The sequence below is a fragment of the uncultured Cohaesibacter sp. genome (assembly GCF_963556055.3).
In the GTDB taxonomy this organism is placed as follows: Bacteria; Pseudomonadota; Alphaproteobacteria; order Rhizobiales; family Cohaesibacteraceae; genus Cohaesibacter.
In genome coordinates this window covers 201,937-221,176 of the sequence record NZ_CAUVYE020000031.1, presented here as the reverse complement: position 1 = coordinate 221,176, position 19,240 = coordinate 201,937, and the positions used below count along the sequence as shown (strand labels likewise).

Below are 19,240 nucleotides of genomic sequence, written 5' to 3'. Positions count from 1 at the left end.
GCTCATTCCGGCGATACCCTGTTGATGATTTCATAAAGGGTGCCCGGATCAACCGGGCGCTTCATCCAGCAGCAAAAGGGGTCGATGGCGTTCGGGGCGTCATCGGCCGACATGGCGATGAGCGGCATCGAGGAAAGGCTGTCCTTTTTCTTGATCTGCTTTGCCAGTTGCCATCCGTCCATTTCCTCCATCCTGATATCGATGATGGCAAGATCCGGGGTAATCTCTTCCAGCAAGGTCAATGCTTCCTCGCCCGATCGGACTGCGGTGATGGAATGGTCCATCGCTTGCAGCACTTCGCTCAGAATGAAGCGATTGGTATCATTGTCGTCAACCGCCAGAATATGGAGCTGAGACTGGCCTGCTTTGTCAGGAAGGCCATCTGAAATGTCTTTTTTGTCTTCTCCGCCAATGAGGTTTTGCGATGCCGACTGAGCGGGCAGCCGAATCTGAAAAACCGCGCCGTTTGGCTTGTTTTCATGCGCTGTGATGCTGCCGCCCATGGCTGCGAGAATGTTTCTCACGCTCCAGAGCCCAAGCCCCTGTCCCTGTTGCTTGATATTTTCTCCCCTGTTGTAGGGCTCAAAGAGCAGGGATGGATCCTGGGACTGAAAGCCGGGGCCCGTATCTGCCAGCTCAAGGCAAATGTCCTCTTGGCCATTCTGGCTTGCAGACAAGGTGATATCCGAACCCGGGGCATATTTCAGCGCATTGTCGAGCAACAACATCAAAATACGATGCAGATAGACCGGGTCCGGCGCGATCAGTTTTGAATTCTGAAGGCTCTTGTCAATCCTGAGCGAAAAGGCCGTTTTCTGCGCATGAGTGAGGATTTCAGCAAGCCCCTTGAATTCGGCAAGCCAGTTTGTCAGCAGAATGCTTGCGCTGGTTTCTGTCTTGTTGGTTGCGACATCTCCAGCAACCATGGCAAGGGCGCTGTCGGCTGCAAAATGAAGCGCCGCGATCAGGCTAGCCGATTTGTCCGGGTCTGATGTTTTCTGGATGAGATCTGTCAGGGAAACGATGGCACTGAGATGGGTGCGGAGATCATGACGAAAGCTCTCCGCGTTTTGTGTTTTGGTGTCTGTTTCAGGGCTGTTTCTAGACATGTTCTATGCTATAGGCATCGGGTTGGTATGTTATCCGCTTCAAAGTTGGGCCATGATGCCCTGATCCGATCGTAAACGCCAACAAGATTTTTGCGTGATTCATTTGTCTTTTCGGCCAAAGAGCGGCATCATGCCTTGCTTGTATCAGGTCTTTTCAGAATTTCCTTCCTCCCGGAGCCTTCCATGCTCGACATTTTCTATATCGTGTTCCCCATCTTTGCCTTGATCGGCATTGGTTATGGGCTGATCTCCAGTGGTCTCATTCCGCAGGAAACGGGCACCGCACTGTCCAAATTCGTCTTCACTGTGCCGTTGCCGCTGACCATGTTCCGTTCGCTGGCGACCAGCAATCTGACCGAACAGGCCCCCTGGTCTCTTTGGGCTGCCTTTTTCATCTGTGTGTTCGCCGCCTTTGGTCTTGGCATGTTGCTCACGCGCTTTCTTTTTGGGAGGGAAGGAAGCGTCTTGGCGGTGGCTGGTATTTCAAGCGGCTTTTCCAATCTGGTTCTGCTTGGCATACCGGTGATTTCGGCCGTTATGGGGGAGGATGCGCTGGTTCCTCTTGTCATGCTGCTGACCATTCATCTGCCGATCATGACGCTGCTCAGCTCAACCATGGTCGAGGTCTACGGACGGGAGCCCGGGCAGTCTCTTGATTTTCTGGCCATCCTGAAAAAGGTTGGTATCGGGCTTGTGCGCAATCCAATCATTATTGGCATTGTTGCGGGTGGGATCTGGGGCGTGACGGGCCTGCCCATTCCGCAATTGGCCGGGGTGGTCATTGATCGTATCGTACCGGTCACAGTGCCTCTGGCCTTGATGTCGATGGGCATCGGCATGCGCGAATACGGGTTGCGCGGTGATGTGCTGAATGGTCTGGTTCTCGGTCTTGTCAAAACAGTTGCCTTTCCGGCGCTGTTTTATGTGATCACTGCGACGATCCTGCCCTTACCGAAAGAGTGGACGGCTGCGATTCTGCTTGGTGCTGCGAGCCCGACCGGAGTGAATGCCTATATTCTGGCGAGCCATTTCGGGGTGGGACATCGCTTGTCCGCCAACGCGATTTCACTTTCGGTTCTTCTGAGCATCGTCACTCTGCCATTCTGGATATCCGTGGCCCACAGCATCATCGCTCAATGAGCGAAAAGGCTGAAAGGTCATCGTCATTCCACTCTATCAGGCTGCGGATCTGTATGGGCGTGACCCCGTCCTTGCGCAAGGATCCAAGGCTCAGGCTTTCTCGGCTCTTGGACAGCTTTGCCCCCCGGATGTCATGAAGAAGGCGATGGTGATGATAGTGCGGAGCGGGGAGCCCGAGATGGCTTTGGAGCAATCGGTGCAGGCTGGTTGCTGCAAACAGATCCTGCCCACGTACAATGTGGGTTATGCCTTGCGCGGTATCGTCAAGGACGACCGAGAGATGGTAGCTCGTGGGGCAGTCCTTGCGGGCAAGGATGACATCACCCCATTCGGCCGGATTGGCTTCAAGCTCTGCACCGCCCGGATAAGCGGGAGACAGTGGTCCGGTTTCATGCCATGCAAGCGGACAGGGCAATCCTTCAAGGGCGCGGTCCATGTCAAGGCGCCAGGCGACCTCTCCCATGGCGTGTTCCTTTTGTGCCAACTGTGAGCGGGGGAAGAGGGGCGATCCATCCGGATCGCTCGGCCAAGTCGCCCCGTTTTGTCTTTGCCATTGCGCGATTGCCTCACGGATATCCTTGCGGCTGGCAAGGGAGGGATAAACCATCTGCTTGGCCTTAAGACTGCTCAACGCTTGTTCGTAAATCTCAAAGCGGTCCGACTGGCGCATGACGGGCTCTTCCCAGCTGATGCCGAGCCAATCCAGATCATCAAGCATCTGGTTAATTTTGTCATCTGTGCAGCGGATCCTGTCGATATCCTCGATGCGCAGCAGAAATCGCCCTCCCATGCATTTGGCCGCTTCGAAATTGAGGAGTGCCGAGAGGGCATGCCCCAGATGAAGGGCCCCATTTGGGCTTGGTGCAAAACGGAATGTCGGTTGCATGAGGGTTTCTGGCTCGGGTTGCTTGCTCTGATGTCGGGACGACTTGCTTGTCACCTTGATAGCCCTTAAGGATGTTCTTCGTCCAGTATCCGGATTGTTTTGTTTGGGGCTCAAATTGGTAGGAGATGCTCGTGGACCGTCTTGAGGATCAGCAGGCGCTTGATGCTTCGCTTGACAGGCTGGTGCAAAAGGATGCGCGGCTTGCTCCCTATCTGGAGCGGTGTCAGCCCATTCCGTTGAGGCGGCAACCTGCGGGGCTTTTCGGGCTTTTGCAGATCATTCTGGCGCAACAGGTCTCGGTCGCATCGGCGCGGGCGATATGGAGCAAATTCAATCAGCGCTTTGGTGCCTGTGGCAGTGCATTGCTGGCAACGGCAAGTGATGAGGACTTGCGCACTTGTTCTCTTTCTCGCCCGAAAATGAAAACGGTACGCCAGATCGCATTGGCACTGGAGGAAGGCTTTGATCTTGAAAGACTGGGGACCTGCGATGTTGATGAGGCCAGACGTCTCTTGATGTCGCTTCACGGCGTCGGGGGCTGGACGGCAGACATCTATTTGCTGTTCTGTCTGGGAAAGGCCGACATTTTTCCCGCCGGAGACCTTGCTTTGCAGGTTGCGGTGGCAAAGGTTCTCGAGCTTGATGATCGTCCTGCCGAGAAGAAGCTTGCGCATATGGCCGAGATGAACTGGGCTCCCGAGCGGGGAGCGGCCGCTCATTTGTTCTGGGCGATTTATCGGGATATGAAAGCCGGACGAGAGGGCGTTCTCTAGGGTCTGGCCAAGAAAACGCCCACACCCTCGTGTTAGCCTTTATGGATGGCCTGCATCCAATTGGAAAGAAATGGCAGTCTTGAGAACAGGAAGCCAAGGGCGTCTCTCCCCAGAAACGCGCCACAAAGGGCAATCACCACTTCGATGGAAGAAAGCACCGCATTCCAACCGCCAAAGGACAGTCCCAGAATACGCAATTGTGCCACATCACAGCTAACCAGTCTTGTCTTTTTCAAACGTTCCAGAAGATTGGATGCATCGGTTGTTATCGATAGCGAGTTGGTGCAATCATTCGGGCCAAGCCAGAAATCCCATTCGGCTCCGGCCTGATAGACACCAACGCAGGCACCATAAAACAGCACTGCTGCAAGAAGGATGAACAATCCCCGAACAACAAGCGGAGGAAGGCGTCTCCAGACAGCCAGAAAGGTGATGAGCGAAAGTGGTATCATCAAATAATGAATATGGCGCTGGACATAGCAAAGCTGGCAAGGCAGATAGCCACCAATATGTTCGAACCCCAGGGAACAGGCCGAAATGAAAAGGGCGCCAAGCACCAGAAGGGAGGCTGCCAGAGCCTGAGGCTTACCAATTTGAGCTGTCAATTTCATTGAGAATGTCTTTCACAGAGGGAGATTGGTTTTTCGCTAAAGAGCAAAGGTGACGGAAATTTGTCAAGTATTGAGGTTGCTGCAATTCGTCCCGCCCCTGCCTTCATAGCAAATATTTTGCAAGGACAAATCCACCGATCAGCAACGCCATTGCCAAGGAGAAAACCAGTCCGAGACGCTTTTCGATGAAATCCCTGATCGGAGGCCCGAGCCAGAACAAGAGCGCCGAAAGAATGAAAAAGCGCAGTCCGCGCGCGACGATGGATGCGATGAGGAAAACCGGAAGGGACAGGCCGGTGGCTCCGGATGCAATCGTGATGACCTTGTAGGGGAAGGGGGTAAGGCCGGCGATCAGGACAATCCAGACACCCCAGTCGTTATATTGCTCGGTGAAGCTCTGGAATTTGTCCGCATAGCCATAGAGGGCCAGAATGGGTTCGGCCACCTGTTGGAACAGGAGCGAACCAATGGCGTATCCGAACAGGCCGCCAATGACCGATGCTATGGTGCAGATGGTGGCATAGACCCATGCCTTTTCCCGTTTGGCAATGACCATCGGGATGAGAAGGGCATCGGGTGGAATCGGGAAGATGGAGCTTTCGATGAAGGAAACACCTGCAAGGGCATAAGATGCACGCTGACTGCTGGCCAGTGCCATGGTCCAATCATAGATTTTCTTGAGCATCGCGGGTTATGCCTTCTGATATCGTGATCGTGGTCTGAAGCGCTCTTGGTTACAACGCCTTGTCAATGAACCGGCTCATTGCTGCCTCAAGTAGGGAGTGGCAAAGGAAAAGGTGCCAATTCCAAAAAGGCTCTATAGAGGATGCGGCAAAGGGCTGTCAATTCGTGTTGACTATAGAAGAATTATGACGGTTGTCTGTTGACGGCAGAAATTTTGCATCTATATTCGCTCCTCACATGCCCCTGTGGCGGAACTGGTAGACGCGACGGATTCAAAATCCGTTTCCCTTACCGGAGTGCCCGTTCGAGTCGGGCCAGGGGCACCATTTCTCTCCTTTGGCTATTTTGACCACCTAAGACCTTGAAAGGTAAGGTGGTTTTTGGCGTTCTATACCCTTCATTTTTGCAATAGGCCAAATGCTCTGAAAATGCTGATCTGATGACCAGTTTTTGTAGGATCAGATCGCCGATTTTTCAGACTTTGCAGGAGTTTGAGAGAGTCGTGAGCGAGTGCATCAATCCGGTCTTGGGATGCCTTTGGTTGGAACCCATTTGCCAGCTTTTCCTCAATCAAAAGATGCTCTATTTCTGTGTTTCGATTTTCAGCTTCTCAATTCGGCGATCATGGGCTTTGGCGGTGAGATCGCTGGATGCATCGACGAGTTTGTCCGTGAGGCCATCGAATGCTCACTGGCGCGTTCGAGGTTTCCAAGGATCGGGGATGGCGCACTCAAACCCGTCCCGGCAGGGAGGAGTGTCAGATTTCGATATCGCGATAAAGATAAACGAACTCGTGATCAGAGCTTGTTTGTTTGAATCCGCATTTGGCAAACAGCTTGAGGCTGGGTGGGTTCGAATGCTTGACTGTTGCCGTCAATCGGTCCGGATGGATCTTGGCAAATTCTTCTATCGCAGCGTCAAGCGCAGGGCATGAGAGCTTCTTGCCTCTGCATTCTGGATTCAGGTTGATTGAAACTTCGAAACCATTCTGTTCTTGATTGGCATCAAATCTTACGATGCCAATCTTCTGGTTGTTCTCTAAGGCCATGAACAATTGGCTATCGCTGGATTGCAGCTTTTTTTGAAACCATGTGACATGATTGTCCCAGCTCACTGTGCCGCTATCCTTGAACATGGCGCGCGACAGCGCGTCATTTCGCCAATCAAAGATGTCTTGCATATCCTCAAGACTGGCCGGTCTAATCGTCAGTGGCATGAAATGTGACCTTTGCGGAAAGCGTGCCTTGGCTGAAATCTGCTTCGCTCAGTTCCAGCCTGTAATCTCCAAACTGGATAAAGGCCTTGGGGTAGCCTGCTCCATCGACCATTCTTATGCGGTCATAGAGATCGCTCCTGGATAGATCCTGTGATAGCGCGCTGTCTGCGGGTACGCGTCGGGAAAACTCGACAATGTCGCCGGATTGTGGTTCGGGCAGGGGTTCGTCACGACAAATTGAGACGATCAAATCTTCAACACATGTGGCAATTCTTGAGAAAATGGCTTCAATGGTTCCATCCAGAGACACCTCTCTTCGATCATAAATCGGGCCGCCATCCAGGATTCCGGTCACGCGCAATGCGCAAACTGGCGAGGATGTGAAGCCGCGAAGGATCAAATTCTGGATCGGGCTGCCTCCGCGACCATATGGCAGTGGTGCGGTGTGAAATACGATACATTCGTAAGGCTGGTAGATTTCTTCGGGGATGATCCAGTTCCAGTGAGGAAAGAATATGTAGCGTGGTTGCAGGTCTTCAAGCCGTTCAATTGTCAAATCGTGCTTGTTATGGATCCAGTGAACATCCAACTGGTCGAACTCGGCTGATTTTTCAGCCTTTTCAAACCAGTCTTTGGACGAAGCAATTACGATCTTGCTCATACTTCCAGCTTTCGAAGAATGGAAAAAGCTTCCGCATAGTTCAAGCCAACCTGGTTGCCGCGACATTTAGCCAGATTTTCAATGCCCTGGATCGAACGGCAATGGGGGTAGGGGCGCATTTCCTCTTCATAGGCCTCGGCGGCCGCCAGTTTGGCACCAATGAATTCTGTGGCATCGACATAAAGGTTCGGGGCAAAGGGAGGTGCTAAAGTGGGGTGGCCGTAGTCCGTTGCCGAAGGGACTTCAATGCTGCGAATTTCGGTGCAGATTTCTCCGGGTTGAGGCCTGAATGCGGTCAGTACTGCTTGGCATGTGATGCGGTGGTCAATATTCAGATCTGCTGCGCTGTGGGTATAGACCAACTCGGGCATGACCGTGTTTTTTGCGGCTTCAATGCTTTGCGCAATGGATAGGAGTGGTACGGAATCCATCGCATTGTCAGGAAAATTTCCAGCCTCGAGCCATTCAAAGCCAAGTATATCTGCGGCCTTTTGCGCCGCTTTTTGGCGCCTTTTGACATGATCGTCAATCGTAGCCAATCGAGAGCCGACCCCGTCGGTCATGGACAGTCCAAAAACCTTGTCTCCTCTGGCAGCATGCCGGGCAATTGTCGCGCCAGCCCCCAATGTTTCGTCATCGGTATGGGCAACGACAACGAGTATTCGCTTTCCTGATGTTTCCTGGTCTTTGATGATCATAAAGAAACTCTGCCTTTGGTTTGAGTCCTGCATTGATCCTTTGACCGGCCAGGCTTGTTCGGGAGCTGCTGATCATATAGGGATTGGTTTCATACTTATTCGAAAGATCCTGAAGCGTCAATTCTTGCGGTGCAGTCTCGGCGTCGGTCTGGATTTGTGTTCGTAATCGTAATCGGTCAGGTGACATATCTGTCTGTCAGTCCTGTCTTTTCCTTTTGGAAAAGACACCTTGGCATTTGGTTTCAATGGTTGGAACAGCCTGCGGGTATCAAGACAAGAGCCGGGAATTTTCGGTTTGGAAGGGGGTACTTTTCGGGGTGTGGCCGGGATTAATTGGTTGATATCTGTGATATCTATTTGCTAGATTGTGGCATCCTTCAGGCCTTTTTCATGCTATGGAAAACTGGCTTTATATGATTTTGTCTGAGTTTCAGGACGGTTCATCCACTTCCTTTCATTTCAAGAGGCATTGATGCTTAAAGATAGCGTGATCTTGGTAACTGGCGGCACGGGTTCCTTCGGCAACAAGTTCGTCCCTATGACCCTGAAAAAATACAACCCCCAGAAGATAATCGTTTTTTCACGCGATGAAATGAAACAATGGGAAATGGCGCGCAAATTCGCCAATGATCCAAGAGTTCGGTTTTTCATCGGAGACGTGAGAGATCGCGAGCGGCTTTATCGAGCTCTCGACGGGGTTGATTATGTCGTTCATGCCGCTGCCACAAAAATCGTGCCGACGGCGGAATATAACCCCTTCGAATGCGTTAAGACCAATGTCATGGGCGCGATGAATGTCATTGATGCCTGTATCGACAAGAAGGTGAAGCGGGTTGTGGCCCTGTCGACGGACAAGGCGTCCAGCCCGATCAATCTTTATGGTGCGACCAAGCTTGCGTCGGACAAGCTGTTCATCGCCGGGAACGCCTATTCCGGAGAACATGGCACACGCTTTTCCGTTGTCCGCTATGGCAATGTCATGGGATCTCGCGGATCGGTCATTCCCTTTTTCCTTTCGATCAAGGACAAGGGATCTCTTCCCATTACCGATGCGCGCATGACGCGTTTCATGATCACTCTTGAGCAAGGTGTCGATTTGGTCTGGACGGCGTTTGATGACATGATTGGTGGCGAGATCTATGTCAAACGGATTCCTTCCATGAATATCATGGATATTGCCAAGGTGGTTGCCCCTGACGCCAAATATGAGTTCATCGGTATTCGGCCAGGCGAAAAGCTGCATGAGCAAATGATCAGTCCTGAAGATGCTCCTTTCACTTATGCCTATGATAGCTACTTCAAAATTCTTCCTTCGATCCATCACTGGCAGAGCAGTCAGGAGCGCATCAAGAATGGCGTGAGTGTGGCGGATGATTTCCAATATACCAGTGAGAATAATCAGGAGTGGATGGCGCCGGAAACTCTGGCTCGCTGGATTGAAGAGAATACATCCGACATCGGGAGCCTTTGATGATCCCTTATGGCAAGCAAGACATAACGCAAGACGATATTGATGCGGTTGTCGAGGTTCTGAAATCCGATTTCCTGACGCAAGGTCCCAAGGTCCCGGCATTTGAAGAGGATCTGAAAGCGCGTTGCGAGGCGCCTTATGCGGTGGCCGTCAACAGTGCGACGTCTGCCTTGCATCTGGCATGTCTGGCGTTGGGAGTGTCAAGCGGAGATCGCGTGTGGACGTCTCCCATAACATTTGTTGCCTCTGCCAATAGCGCCCTTTATTGCGGTGCTGCAATTGATTTTGTCGATATTGATCCAGATACATTCAACATGTGCCCTGACGCGCTTCATCAGAAATTGATAGAGGCGGATAAAGCCGGGCAATTGCCGAAAGTCATCATTCCTGTTCACATGTGTGGTCAATCTCCAGACATGGAGAAGATTTATTCCCTGGCGCAGCAATATGGCATTGGGCTTATCGAAGATGCGTCTCATGCCATGGGTGCGCGCTATAAGGATGCGCCGGTCGGGAACTGCCAGTTTTCGGACATCACGGTTTTCAGCTTTCATCCCGTCAAGATTGTCACCACGGCAGAGGGCGGGGTGGCTCTGACCAAACGAAAGGATCTTTATGATTCCATGGCGTTGCTGCGTTCGCATGGGATAACCCGCGATGTGGACAGGATGACCGAACCATCCCATGGTCCCTGGTATTATCAGCAGATCGATTTGGGCTACAATTATCGCATGACCGATATTCAGGCCGCGTTGGGCCTGTCACAATTGTCGCGGCTGGAGACATATGTGAGCGTCAGAAATCAACTGGCTTCCGGCTATGACGAAAAACTGGCGGGATTGCCGGTCATTCTGCCCGGTCGCCAGTCCCTGTCCTATTCTGCGTTTCATCTCTATATCATCCAGCTGGAAAAGCCTGAAATTCACCGGTCGGTTTTTGAATATCTGAGAGCGAACGATGTCGGCGTAAATCTTCATTATATTCCGGTCCATCTCCAGCCTTATTACCGCGCAATGGGGTTTGGCGATGGCGATTTTCCAAAGGCCGAGGCCTATTATGCCCGTGCCATCTCTTTGCCTTTGCATCCCAAGTTGACGATCGAGCAACAGGACTATGTTGTCTCCACTCTCAAGGATGCCCTTGTGAATGCGGTTGGTTGATTTGTTCCAGCCGCCAAGGTGGGCTCGACAGATGTGCTCCTCGGATCCGGGCCGATGTCACAGACGATGATGAACAGGCGGGGAGTGGATAGGAACGTGGTGATGGCCGGGGTTGACGAGTTTCAACATTTCGAAAAGATCGAGAAGACGCCAGAGCAGATCCAGGCCCTGTATGATCTGCTGGGACAAAGAAAATATGGCATCAGCCATCGGGCTCTGCCTTCTTTTGCCGATCATGAGGCCTTTGTTCGCAACCATCCTTATCGCTGCTGGTATCTCATCAAGTCGTCTTCCGGGCGCTATGTGGGCAGTTTCTATCTGATGAATGACAATTGTGTCGGGCTTTCCGTGTTTGAAGATGCCGACTATTATCTGCGAGCGACATTGGCCTATATCGAGCGAACCTATAGCCCGTTGCCTGCGATTCCGTCTGTAAGAGCTGGTTTCTTTTTCATGAATATCGCACCGGGCAATAAAGACATGCAGGCTGCATTGCTTGCAGCCAATGCCAGGCATATCCAAAGCTCCTACGAGCTTCCCATTTCCAAAAACGAGCAAAGCTGATCCATGAGCAAATTGAAATCACATCCCTTTGTCATCAATGGCCGAACCATCGGTGAGGGTCAGCCTCCGTATATTATCGCGGAAGTGTCTGCAAACCATAATGGCTCGATCGAACGGGCCAAGGCGACGATCAAGGCTGCGCATCTGGCAGGTGCCCATGCTGTCAAGATGCAGACCTACACGCCGGATACAATGACGTTGAGTTCGGACCGGGACGATTTTCAGATCACGCAAGGCTTGTGGAAGGGATACAATCTGTATCGGCTCTATGAGGAGGCCCACACGCCGTTTGAGTGGCATGAAGACCTGTTTGCCTTTGCCGGCAATCTTGGCATTACCTTGTTTTCAACGCCCTTTGACGAGAGTGCTGTCGATCTTCTGGTCAGGCTGGATGCTCCCGCTTTCAAAATTGCATCCTTCGAGTTGGTTGATCTGGACCTGATCCGATATGTGGCAAAGCAGAATAAACCCATGCTCATTTCTACAGGTATGGGGTCTGTCGAGGAGACCGCGGAGGCGGTGGATGCTGCCCGAGGTGCTGGATGCCAGTCTATTCTTCTGTTCCATTGCATCAGTGGTTATCCGACGCCAATTGATCAGGCGAATTTGGCCAATATTCCTTTTTTGAAAAAGGAATTTGATGTCGAAGTTGGGCTGTCAGACCATACGCTTGATCATGTTGCGGCAATTGGTGCGACGGTGTTGGGGGCTGCGTCTATCGAGAAGCATTTTACCCTTGATAGGGCAGAGAAGGGGCCGGACAGCAGTTTTTCAATAGAACCGGACGAGTTGAAGCAACTGGTCAAACTGACCGCTGAGGCTGCCTCTTCGATTGGTGCTCCGGGAATGAAGCGTTCTGAGGTCGAGGACGGAAACAAGATCTTCAGGCGCTCTCTCTATTTCGCCATGGATGCCAAAAAGGGCGATGTCGTGACCGAGGCGCATATAAGGCGGGTGCGGCCCGGTTTTGGGTTGCCGCCCAAGCATTATGCCGGTTTGATCGGCCGCAGGCTGGCGAGAGACATCTCTTTTGGTGAGGCCGTTAGCTGGGACGATTTTGCTTAAGTTACAGTCAGGTACTTGCCTTTGTGCCGAAGGGTGATGGTTTGTGTTTGTGCCGGGTTTCTGTCGTTTTTGATGCCGGTCAATTCGGTTGATTTTGTTTTAGATCAACTGGACAGTTATGGTTTAGAGTGCTAGCAAAGACGCAGTTTGATTGGGATAGTTTAAGAAATAAGAGATCGAAAAGATGGATTTTTCAGAATTGATTGCGACGAAAGCAGCCAAGGTTGGGATATTGGGTCTTGGCTATGTCGGGATCCCGCTTGCGCACCGGATATCGGAGGTTGGTTTACGGGTTCTTGGTTTTGATATTCTGGAGAAGCGCGCGGACGATCTGAACAGCGGCAAGAGTCCGATCAAGCATATACCTGATGCCAGTATATCGCAGATGCTTGAAGCGGGTTTTGAAGCGACGACGGATTTTTCCCGATCGAGTGAATGTGATGCCCTGATCATTTGCGTTCCGACGCCACTTGACAAGTCACGGGAGCCGGATCTTTCGTTTGTTGTCGAGACGATGGATTCGATTGCGCCTTATCTGCGCAAGGGTCAATTGCTTTCGCTTGAGAGCACGACCTGGCCGGGCACGACGAAGGAAGTTTTGCTTCCCTATTTTTCGAAAGCGGGTCTTGAGGTTGGCAAGGATTGCTATCTTGTCTATTCCCCGGAGCGCGAAGATCCGGGCAACCCGAATTTTCATACCAGAACGATCCCGAAGGTTGTTGGCGGACACAGCCCGCACTGCCTTGAGGCTGGTCTACAGCTTTATGGCACATTCATCGACCATGTTGTTCCGATCAGTTCCACCGATGCGGCAGAAATGGTCAAGCTGCTCGAAAACATCCATCGCTCGATCAATATTGGTCTTGTCAATGAGATGAAGGTGATTGCGGACGCGATGGGCCTTGATATTTTCGAGATCATCGACGCGGCCAAAACCAAGCCGTTTGGCTTTACCGCCTATTATCCTGGCCCCGGGATTGGAGGCCACTGCATTCCGATTGATCCGTTTTACCTGACCTGGAAGGCCCGTGAATTCGGGATCCATACCCGTTTCATCGAGCTTGCGGGAGAAATCAACGCGGCGATGCCTCAGTATGTGGTCGACAAGACCGTCAAGGCCCTGAATGAAGCCGGCAAGCCGCTGAAGGGAGCCAAGGTTCTTGCTCTCGGGATTGCCTACAAGCGTGATGTGGATGACATGCGCGAAAGCCCTTCGGTATTCGTGATGGAGATTTTGCGCGATTGGGGAGCCGACATCAGCTATTCCGATCCCAACGTTCCCGTTTTTCCGAAGATGAGAGAACACCGGTTTGACCTGACCTCAGTTGATCTGTCACCGGAAACGGTTGCGGACTATGATGCGGTACTGCTTCTGACGGATCACAATGCCTTTGATTACGAGATGATCAAGAAGCATGCGAAGCTGATTGTCGATACCAGAGGCAAGTTCAGGAATGACAGCGAGGTCGTCAGGGCCTGATCGGCCGGATGATCCCGAGGATAGAGACAGGAAACGAATAGATGACAAATTTCGCCTTGATTGGTGCTGCGGGGTATATTGCCCCCCGCCATCTTAAGGCTATCAAAGAGGTTGGCGGCAATCTTCAGGTTGCCTATGATATCAATGATAGCGTGGGTATCATGGACAGCCATTTCCCTGATGCTGCCTTTTTTACCGAATTCGAACAGTTTGATACCTATTGTCATGCCCGTCAGGTTGCGGGAGACAAGATTGACTATGTGAGCATTTGTTCTCCGAACTATCTGCACAAGTCCCATATTGGCTTTGCGCTTCGCGCTGGAGCGGATGCGATCTGCGAGAAGCCACTGGTTCTCAATCCTTCCGACATTGACGATCTTGAGAGGCTTGAGAAGGAAACGGGCAAACGGGTCTATTCCATTTTGCAGTTGCGCCATCATCGCGCCATTCTTGATTTGAAAAAGCAGGTTGAGGCCGGTCCGAAAGACAAGGTCTATGATATTGACCTTGGCTATTTCACCTCGCGCGGGGCCTGGTATCATGCGTCCTGGAAAGGCTTCCCACACAAGTCCGGGGGTGTTGCGACCAATATTGGCGTTCATTTCTATGACATGCTGAGCTTCATCTTCGGCAAAGTGCGCAGCAGCGTTGTGCATTATCGTGGAGAGGACGCGACCGCAGGCTATATCGAGCTGGAGCGTGCTCGGGTTCGCTGGGTGCTTTCGATCAACCGCAATCATTTGCCCGACCACACACCGGCAGGCCAGACGACCCATCGCTCGATCACGGTTGATGGCAAGGAGATCGAATTCTCTTCAGGCTTTACCGATCTGCATACGGTCAGCTATCAGGAAATTCTGGGCGGCCGGGGCTATGGGCTTGAGGCTGTCCGCCCTTCCATTGAGCTGGTGAGCGGCATCCGGACTGCGCCGATTGAATTGTCTCGAGGTGAACAGCATCCCGATTTGCAGAAAATCATCAAGTCATGAGCAACGCGGCCTCCTTTGTCCATGAAAGCGCCTATGTCGACCAGCCTTGCGAGATCGGCAAGGGCACCAGGATCTGGCATTTTGTCCATGTTCTGGCCAACACGGTGATTGGCGAGAATTGTGTTTTGGGACAGAATGTCATGGTCGGTCCGGACGTGACGATTGGCAATGGATGCAAGATCCAGAACAATGTCGCGCTCTATCGCGGCATCCGGCTTGAAGAGGATGTTTTCTGCGGCCCGTCCTGTGTCTTCACGAATGTTACGACACCGCGTGCGCATGTGGAGCGCAAGAGTGAATTCAGTGAAACACTGGTCAAGCGCGGGGCAACGATCGGGGCCAACGCAACGATTGTTTGCGGCAACCAGCTTGGTGCCTATTGCATGGTTGCGGCCGGAGCCGTTGTGACAAAAGATGTGCCGGACTATGCGCTCGTCGCCGGGGTTCCAGCCAGACGGATCGGCTGGGTATCGCGATCCGGCGAACGCCTGGGAGAGGATTTGAAATGTCCCAGAACCGGAGAGCTCTATAGAGAAGTGAACGGAGCGCTTGAGCTTGTCGCTTAGGAGAAAATCAGATGCAATTTATCGATCTGGGTGCGCAACAGGACCACATCAAATCCTTGCTGGATGAGCGCATGGCGCGGGTTCTTTCTCACGGCAACTATATCATGGGGCCGGAGATCGGGGAACTTGAGACAGCCCTCTCGGATTTTTGTGGCGCAAAGCATTCGCTGACCTGCGCCAATGGTACGGACGCGCTTCAACTGGCGCTGATGGCAGCCGAAATCGGAGCGGGTGACGCGGTTTTTGTCCCGTCTTTCACGTTTGCCTCCACAGCAGAAATCGTTCCGATGGTCGGGGCGACGCCCTTTTTTGTTGATGTCTGTGCGGACAGTTTCAACATGGATGCCGACAGCCTTGCCAGAAGCGTGGACGCTGCGCGCAAGATGGGGCTTCGCCCAGCGGCCGTCATTCCGGTCGATCTGTTTGGCCTGTCTGCCGATTATGACAGGCTTGGAGACATCGCCAGGGCCGAAGGCATGATTGTCATTGCCGACAGCGCTCAGGGCTTCGGGGCCAGTTACAAGGGTCGCGTTTCCGGCAGCATCGGTGATATATCGACAACCTCCTTTTTTCCGGCAAAACCACTTGGCTGCTACGGTGATGGCGGTGCGCTGTTTACCGACAATGACGACTGGGCGGACATGATCCGTTCGCTGCGCGTGCATGGCAAGGGCCATCACAAATATGAAAATGTCCGTCTTGGCCTGAATTCGCGACTTGATACCTTGCAAGCTGCCATATTGCTGGCAAAGCTCAGCGTCTATCCGCAGGAGATCGAGAAAAGGCAGGCCGTAGCAGAGCGATATGACGCAGCGCTCAGGGACGTCATTGAGGTGCCTGTCGTTGCCGAAGGCTATCGCTCGGTTTGGGCGCAATATACGCTCAAGGCCCGGGACGCAGACCATCGCACCGCAATCATGGATACATTGTCCCGCAACGACATTCCGTCAGCCATCTACTATCCCAAACCGCTGCATATGCAGAAAGCCTACATGAACTATCCGGGAGATCCTGACGGTCTGGCAATCTCTGCAACGCTGGCAGATCAGGTCTTTTCCATTCCAATGCATCCATATCTGGACGAAATGACCCAGGATCAAATCATCGCAGGGCTCAGAAAAGCAATCTGATACAAAATCATCCAAACCAGACAAATGCTTGGCGAGCCATCATCGAACAAAACCAGCCCACCCCTCCATGGACCCTCTCCGGGACAAACATAATGCAACGCTTTTGGACATGATCGCACTGGCTGAGAGAGACCAAGCAAGGCTAGCGGGCTGGCAACCTTGATCCTTGCTGGTTTGCGGTTTTTGACACGATTGTGCTTCTTCAGATGCATTATGTTAAAAAAACGAATAAAAAACCCTCTAAAGTTGTGCTAGGACAAAAAGCAACCTTATGGTCATGCAGGGCAATATAGTCCTTGAATAGCACTTGCCATTCTTGATCATTGATATGTTTTTTGTCAAAAGTAACCGGGGTGTTGTCACACACATGATTTTGTATTCTTGCAATATAGGATCTACGCAATATGATTGAAGGCTATAAATTATGGGAACTGATACTGAAAAGTCTTTTCTGGCACCTATAAAAGTTGCGATGGTCGTTCACAACTCGGTTTTGAGTGATGCTCGGGTGCGAAAGCAGGCAAGATCACTAAAAGCGAAGAATATCGACGTTCATTTGTTTGGTTATGGAGAATCCTTCAACAGTGCCAAAGAAATTGATGGTGTTCCCTTAACTATCGTGCAAAAAAGCTCTCCCGTTTATATCGGAACTAAATTTAAAAATTTTTATGGCCACACAATTGGCGTCTTTATAAAAAAGCTGAAGAAAACACTTTACTACTCAATTTATAAAAACAGCAAAAGATTGACTTTTTTGTCATTGTTTTTCTTGAACTTATTGATTTTATGCTACTTCATTTTCAAAAACAACGACATTTCTGCAATCGACATTTTTTGGCCTGCAAATATTATCTTGATTTTGTTCCTTCTGTTGAAGTCATATTTGAAGTATTTTCTTAAGCTAATTGCAAAAAAACTAAACGATGTACAAAAAAAGAAACCGGTTCCTGTCGCCTATCGTCATATTTCCAACAAGTTGGCGGACGCCATCGCGCCGGGGAACTTCAATGTCATCCATTCCCACGACATAATTGGTCTCATGACCGCGGTTAAATTGAAGAAAGCCGCACCGGATACAATTGTCATCTGGGATGCCCACGAGCTCTATACCGAAGTGTCCTATAAAACACCGGATGTGGCGAAATTCATGGGAGATGTCATTAGGAAGAGCTCCAAATTTGTTGATCATTTCACAACGATCAGTTCGAGCTTCAAGGATATTTACGCCAAACAATATCCAAGACTGCCCAAGGCTTCCATTTTGATGAATGCCACGCCCAAGACGGTTCTCGAACAGAAATTCGATTTCTTGCAGCAAGCAGCGAATCTGAAGCCTGATCAAAAAATTCTGTTGTTTCAAGGTGGACTCGCTGAAGGACGCGGGATCAGGATCCTGCTGGATGCAGCTCCGAGATTGCCTCGTGATTGGTCCGTGGTCTTTATGGGAAATGGTAGACTGCAAGGGCTGGTCAATGAGCGTGCCGAGCAGCATCAAGCGGATCGCCCCAGCGACATGGCATGTATCGTATCGGTTCCGTCCGCGCCTTATGATGAGCTGGCCAAATGGACATCGGGTGCCACGCTGGGAATCATCCCATATGAAAATACCAGTTTGAACCATGTCTATTGTACCCCGAACAAGCTTTGGGAATATCCCAATGCAGGGGTGCCCATCCTTGCCAGCGATATGGTTGAAATGTCCAAGATGATCAATCAGTTTGGAATTGGCCTTCTGTTGCCAAGGGATTTCACCGAGGATGACATTGTTAATGCAGTGACCGACGTGACTGATGACCAGCTTGACGAGATGCGCAACAACTGCTTGGCATATGGTCAAAGTGAAAACTGGGAAAAATATGAGCCCAGCCTTTTAGCAATTTACGAAGAGATCCAAAAGAAATGAAGATTGTTTCAGTCGTTGGTGCAAGGCCACAATTTGTCAAAGCCGCAGTGTTGCGGGAATTCTTTTTGGAACACGGAGTAGACGAGATCCTGGTTCATACCGGTCAGCATTATGATCACAATATGTCTGACGTTTTTTTTGAACAGATGAATATTGCTGCTCCAGACTACCGATGCGTGCTGGAAAATCGCTCCCACGGCGGGATGACCGGGGAAATTCTTCACAAAATTGAAGATATCCTGATCAAAGAAAAACCGGACTACTGTCTGGTTTATGGAGACACCAACTCTACGCTTGCCGCCGCACTGGCAGCTGCCAAACTGCTGATTCCCGTTTGTCACGTTGAAGCGGGGCTTCGGTCTTTCAATAAGAATATGCCCGAAGAAATCAATCGCATTTTGACAGATCATGTCAGCAAACTGCTCTTTTGCTCCACGCCTGAGTCACTGAAAAATCTCAAGCATGAAGGAATTACAAACGGTGTCCACCACGTTGGAGACATCATGTATGATGCGGTGCTGCGCTTTAGCAAAACAGTTGAGAGTCAGGACCTTGTTTCGCAAGTCATAAAGAGAGATGAACGCCCACTGGCGGTTATGACCGTTCACCGTCAGGAAAATGTTCAGGACAAACAGAGGCTGAGTGAGGTACTGGATTTTTGCGATGCGTTTGGAAAGGACTTCCAGATTGTATTTCCATGCCACCCAAACACGAGAAACAAGATAAAAGAGTTTGGTCTTAGCTACAGCAACATTAATGTGGTAGATCCGGTTCCCTATCAATCCATTCAAGCTTTGCTGAACCAAGCAAGCCTCGCCCTCACAGACTCGGGTGGTTTGCAGAAAGAAGCATATTTCCACCAAACTCGCTGCATAACCCTGCGTGATGAGACCGAATGGGTGGAAACGATTGAAAATGGCTGGAATCGATTGTGGACCAGTTCTGGCTATGCCTGTGAACCTAGATCAATCGAAGATTATGGCGACGGCGATACGCGCTCCAAAATTCTGAAACTGCTCGAGCGGACTCTCGAACAGTAGTTGTTTGAACAGGCTTCAACTACGAAAGGGTCGTTTTTTTGCCAAGCTGGTGCAAAAATCAAAGTCATCAGCGTTGAAGGGAAACGGTCAGGAC

The 19,240-nt window shown here is 51.2% G+C and carries 19 protein-coding genes and 1 tRNA gene; 13 read left to right on the top strand and 7 right to left on the bottom strand.

Annotated features, from left to right (window positions below):
* Positions 1–2: 2 nt before the first annotated feature.
* Positions 3–1,109, bottom strand: a complete 1,107-nt coding sequence (locus ACHZB8_RS20470) for a hybrid sensor histidine kinase/response regulator (RefSeq protein ID WP_316863035.1) — start codon at positions 1,107–1,109, stop codon at positions 3–5.
* 183 nt (positions 1,110–1,292) lie between these two features.
* Between ACHZB8_RS20470 and ACHZB8_RS20465 the strand changes: the two genes are divergently transcribed.
* Entirely contained in the window at positions 1,293–2,249 is a 957-nt protein-coding gene (locus ACHZB8_RS20465) for an AEC family transporter (RefSeq protein ID WP_316863034.1), read from the top strand.
* On the opposite strand, the gene gluQRS is transcribed toward ACHZB8_RS20465, so the two are convergent.
* Positions 2,236–3,135 (bottom strand): tRNA glutamyl-Q(34) synthetase GluQRS, encoded by a 900-nt coding sequence (gene gluQRS, locus ACHZB8_RS20460; protein WP_316863033.1) that lies wholly within the window; start codon positions 3,133–3,135, stop codon positions 2,236–2,238. The two genes, ACHZB8_RS20465 and gluQRS, sit on opposite strands and share 14 nt — an antisense overlap.
* 131 nt (positions 3,136–3,266) lie before the next feature.
* Between gluQRS and ACHZB8_RS20455 the strand changes: the two genes are divergently transcribed.
* Positions 3,267–3,908, top strand: a complete 642-nt coding sequence (locus ACHZB8_RS20455; protein WP_316863032.1) for a DNA-3-methyladenine glycosylase 2 family protein — start codon at positions 3,267–3,269, stop codon at positions 3,906–3,908.
* Between the two features lie 32 nt (positions 3,909–3,940).
* Here ACHZB8_RS20455 and ACHZB8_RS20450 read toward each other — a convergent pair whose 3' ends face one another.
* Positions 3,941–4,519, bottom strand: coding sequence for a disulfide bond formation protein B (locus tag ACHZB8_RS20450; RefSeq protein WP_316863031.1), 579 nt, complete (start codon positions 4,517–4,519; stop codon positions 3,941–3,943).
* Positions 4,520–4,622: 103 nt separating this feature from the next.
* Positions 4,623–5,204: a YqaA family protein gene (locus tag ACHZB8_RS20445; RefSeq protein WP_316863030.1), complete on the bottom strand. Its 582-nt coding sequence runs from the start codon at positions 5,202–5,204 to the stop codon at positions 4,623–4,625.
* Positions 5,205–5,442: 238 nt separating this feature from the next.
* Here ACHZB8_RS20445 and ACHZB8_RS20440 point away from each other — a divergent pair.
* Positions 5,443–5,529: transfer RNA gene (locus ACHZB8_RS20440), tRNA-Leu, on the top strand.
* A gap of 431 nt (positions 5,530–5,960) precedes the next feature.
* Here ACHZB8_RS20440 and ACHZB8_RS20435 read toward each other — a convergent pair.
* Genes ACHZB8_RS20435 through ACHZB8_RS20425 form a run of 3 tightly spaced genes read right to left on the bottom strand, consistent with a single transcriptional unit; the run spans position 5,961 to position 7,778 of the window.
* A complete protein-coding gene (locus ACHZB8_RS20435) occupies positions 5,961–6,419 on the bottom strand; it encodes a GNAT family N-acetyltransferase (protein WP_316863028.1) in 459 nt (152 codons plus the stop codon).
* Positions 6,403–7,080, bottom strand: a complete 678-nt coding sequence (locus tag ACHZB8_RS20430; protein ID WP_316863027.1) for a methionyl-tRNA formyltransferase — start codon at positions 7,078–7,080, stop codon at positions 6,403–6,405. Before ACHZB8_RS20430 ends, ACHZB8_RS20435 begins: the two co-directional genes overlap by 17 nt.
* Positions 7,077–7,778: a PIG-L deacetylase family protein gene (locus tag ACHZB8_RS20425; RefSeq protein ID WP_316863026.1), complete on the bottom strand. Its 702-nt coding sequence runs from the start codon at positions 7,776–7,778 to the stop codon at positions 7,077–7,079. Before ACHZB8_RS20425 ends, ACHZB8_RS20430 begins: the two co-directional genes overlap by 4 nt.
* Positions 7,779–8,250: 472 nt before the next feature.
* On the opposite strand from ACHZB8_RS20425, the gene pseB reads away from it, so the two are divergent.
* The 10 genes from pseB (at position 8,251) to wecB (ending at position 19,146) form a co-directional block, all read left to right on the top strand.
* Positions 8,251–9,249 (top strand): UDP-N-acetylglucosamine 4,6-dehydratase (inverting), encoded by a 999-nt coding sequence (gene pseB, locus ACHZB8_RS20420; RefSeq protein WP_316863024.1) that lies wholly within the window; start codon positions 8,251–8,253, stop codon positions 9,247–9,249.
* The gene (gene pseC, locus ACHZB8_RS20415) at positions 9,249–10,409 is read left to right on the top strand and encodes a UDP-4-amino-4,6-dideoxy-N-acetyl-beta-L-altrosamine transaminase (protein WP_316863022.1); all 1,161 of its coding nucleotides are present in this window, start codon (positions 9,249–9,251) and stop codon (positions 10,407–10,409) included. The genes pseB and pseC overlap by 1 nt, the downstream gene beginning before the upstream one ends.
* A 54-nt stretch (positions 10,410–10,463) precedes the next feature.
* Positions 10,464–10,973 (top strand): hypothetical protein, encoded by a 510-nt coding sequence (locus ACHZB8_RS20410; RefSeq protein ID WP_316863020.1) that lies wholly within the window; start codon positions 10,464–10,466, stop codon positions 10,971–10,973.
* Positions 10,974–10,976: 3 nt separating this feature from the next.
* Positions 10,977–12,038: a pseudaminic acid synthase gene (gene pseI, locus ACHZB8_RS20405; protein WP_316863019.1), complete on the top strand. Its 1,062-nt coding sequence runs from the start codon at positions 10,977–10,979 to the stop codon at positions 12,036–12,038.
* 184 nt (positions 12,039–12,222) lie between these two features.
* A complete protein-coding gene (locus ACHZB8_RS20400) occupies positions 12,223–13,518 on the top strand; it encodes a nucleotide sugar dehydrogenase (protein WP_316862990.1) in 1,296 nt (431 codons plus the stop codon).
* Positions 13,519–13,559: 41 nt separating this feature from the next.
* Complete coding sequence (locus ACHZB8_RS20395; protein WP_316862992.1) at positions 13,560–14,507, top strand: Gfo/Idh/MocA family oxidoreductase; 948 nt, start codon at positions 13,560–13,562, stop codon at positions 14,505–14,507.
* Entirely contained in the window at positions 14,504–15,073 is a 570-nt protein-coding gene (locus ACHZB8_RS20390; RefSeq protein WP_316862993.1) for an acyltransferase, read from the top strand. Before ACHZB8_RS20395 ends, ACHZB8_RS20390 begins: the two co-directional genes overlap by 4 nt.
* An 11-nt stretch (positions 15,074–15,084) precedes the next feature.
* Positions 15,085–16,203 carry a DegT/DnrJ/EryC1/StrS family aminotransferase gene (locus ACHZB8_RS20385; protein ID WP_316862994.1) on the top strand — a complete coding sequence of 373 codons (1,119 nt, stop codon included), beginning with the start codon at positions 15,085–15,087 and terminating at the stop codon, positions 16,201–16,203.
* 424 nt (positions 16,204–16,627) lie between these two features.
* On the top strand, positions 16,628–18,106 hold the full coding sequence (locus ACHZB8_RS20380; RefSeq protein WP_316863017.1) for a glycosyltransferase family 4 protein: 1,479 nt from the start codon (positions 16,628–16,630) through the stop codon (positions 18,104–18,106).
* A complete protein-coding gene (gene wecB / locus ACHZB8_RS20375; protein WP_316863016.1) occupies positions 18,103–19,146 on the top strand; it encodes a non-hydrolyzing UDP-N-acetylglucosamine 2-epimerase in 1,044 nt (347 codons plus the stop codon). The genes ACHZB8_RS20380 and wecB overlap by 4 nt, the downstream gene beginning before the upstream one ends.
* The last annotated feature ends 94 nt before the right edge of the window (positions 19,147–19,240 follow it).

Excerpts from the sequence above, each read along its gene's own strand:
- ACHZB8_RS20470 (WP_316863035.1), bottom strand. The coding sequence starts at position 1,109 with ATGTCTAGAAACAGCCCTGAAACAGACACCAAAACACAAAACGCGGAG.
- ACHZB8_RS20465 (WP_316863034.1), top strand. The coding sequence starts at position 1,293 with ATGCTCGACATTTTCTATATCGTGTTCCCCATCTTTGCCTTGATCGGC.
- gluQRS (WP_316863033.1), bottom strand. The coding sequence starts at position 3,135 with ATGCAACCGACATTCCGTTTTGCACCAAGCCCAAATGGGGCCCTTCAT.
- ACHZB8_RS20450 (WP_316863031.1), bottom strand. The coding sequence starts at position 4,519 with ATGAAATTGACAGCTCAAATTGGTAAGCCTCAGGCTCTGGCAGCCTCC.
- ACHZB8_RS20445 (WP_316863030.1), bottom strand. The coding sequence starts at position 5,204 with ATGCTCAAGAAAATCTATGATTGGACCATGGCACTGGCCAGCAGTCAG.
- ACHZB8_RS20435 (WP_316863028.1), bottom strand. The coding sequence starts at position 6,419 with ATGCCACTGACGATTAGACCGGCCAGTCTTGAGGATATGCAAGACATC.
- ACHZB8_RS20430 (WP_316863027.1), bottom strand. The coding sequence starts at position 7,080 with ATGAGCAAGATCGTAATTGCTTCGTCCAAAGACTGGTTTGAAAAGGCT.
- ACHZB8_RS20425 (WP_316863026.1), bottom strand. The coding sequence starts at position 7,778 with ATGATCATCAAAGACCAGGAAACATCAGGAAAGCGAATACTCGTTGTC.
- pseB (WP_316863024.1), top strand. The coding sequence starts at position 8,251 with ATGCTTAAAGATAGCGTGATCTTGGTAACTGGCGGCACGGGTTCCTTC.
- pseC (WP_316863022.1), top strand. The coding sequence starts at position 9,249 with ATGATCCCTTATGGCAAGCAAGACATAACGCAAGACGATATTGATGCG.
- ACHZB8_RS20410 (WP_316863020.1), top strand. The coding sequence starts at position 10,464 with ATGTCACAGACGATGATGAACAGGCGGGGAGTGGATAGGAACGTGGTG.
- pseI (WP_316863019.1), top strand. The coding sequence starts at position 10,977 with ATGAGCAAATTGAAATCACATCCCTTTGTCATCAATGGCCGAACCATC.
- ACHZB8_RS20400 (WP_316862990.1), top strand. The coding sequence starts at position 12,223 with ATGGATTTTTCAGAATTGATTGCGACGAAAGCAGCCAAGGTTGGGATA.
- ACHZB8_RS20395 (WP_316862992.1), top strand. The coding sequence starts at position 13,560 with ATGACAAATTTCGCCTTGATTGGTGCTGCGGGGTATATTGCCCCCCGC.
- ACHZB8_RS20390 (WP_316862993.1), top strand. The coding sequence starts at position 14,504 with ATGAGCAACGCGGCCTCCTTTGTCCATGAAAGCGCCTATGTCGACCAG.
- ACHZB8_RS20385 (WP_316862994.1), top strand. The coding sequence starts at position 15,085 with ATGCAATTTATCGATCTGGGTGCGCAACAGGACCACATCAAATCCTTG.
- ACHZB8_RS20380 (WP_316863017.1), top strand. The coding sequence starts at position 16,628 with ATGGGAACTGATACTGAAAAGTCTTTTCTGGCACCTATAAAAGTTGCG.
- wecB (WP_316863016.1), top strand. The coding sequence starts at position 18,103 with ATGAAGATTGTTTCAGTCGTTGGTGCAAGGCCACAATTTGTCAAAGCC.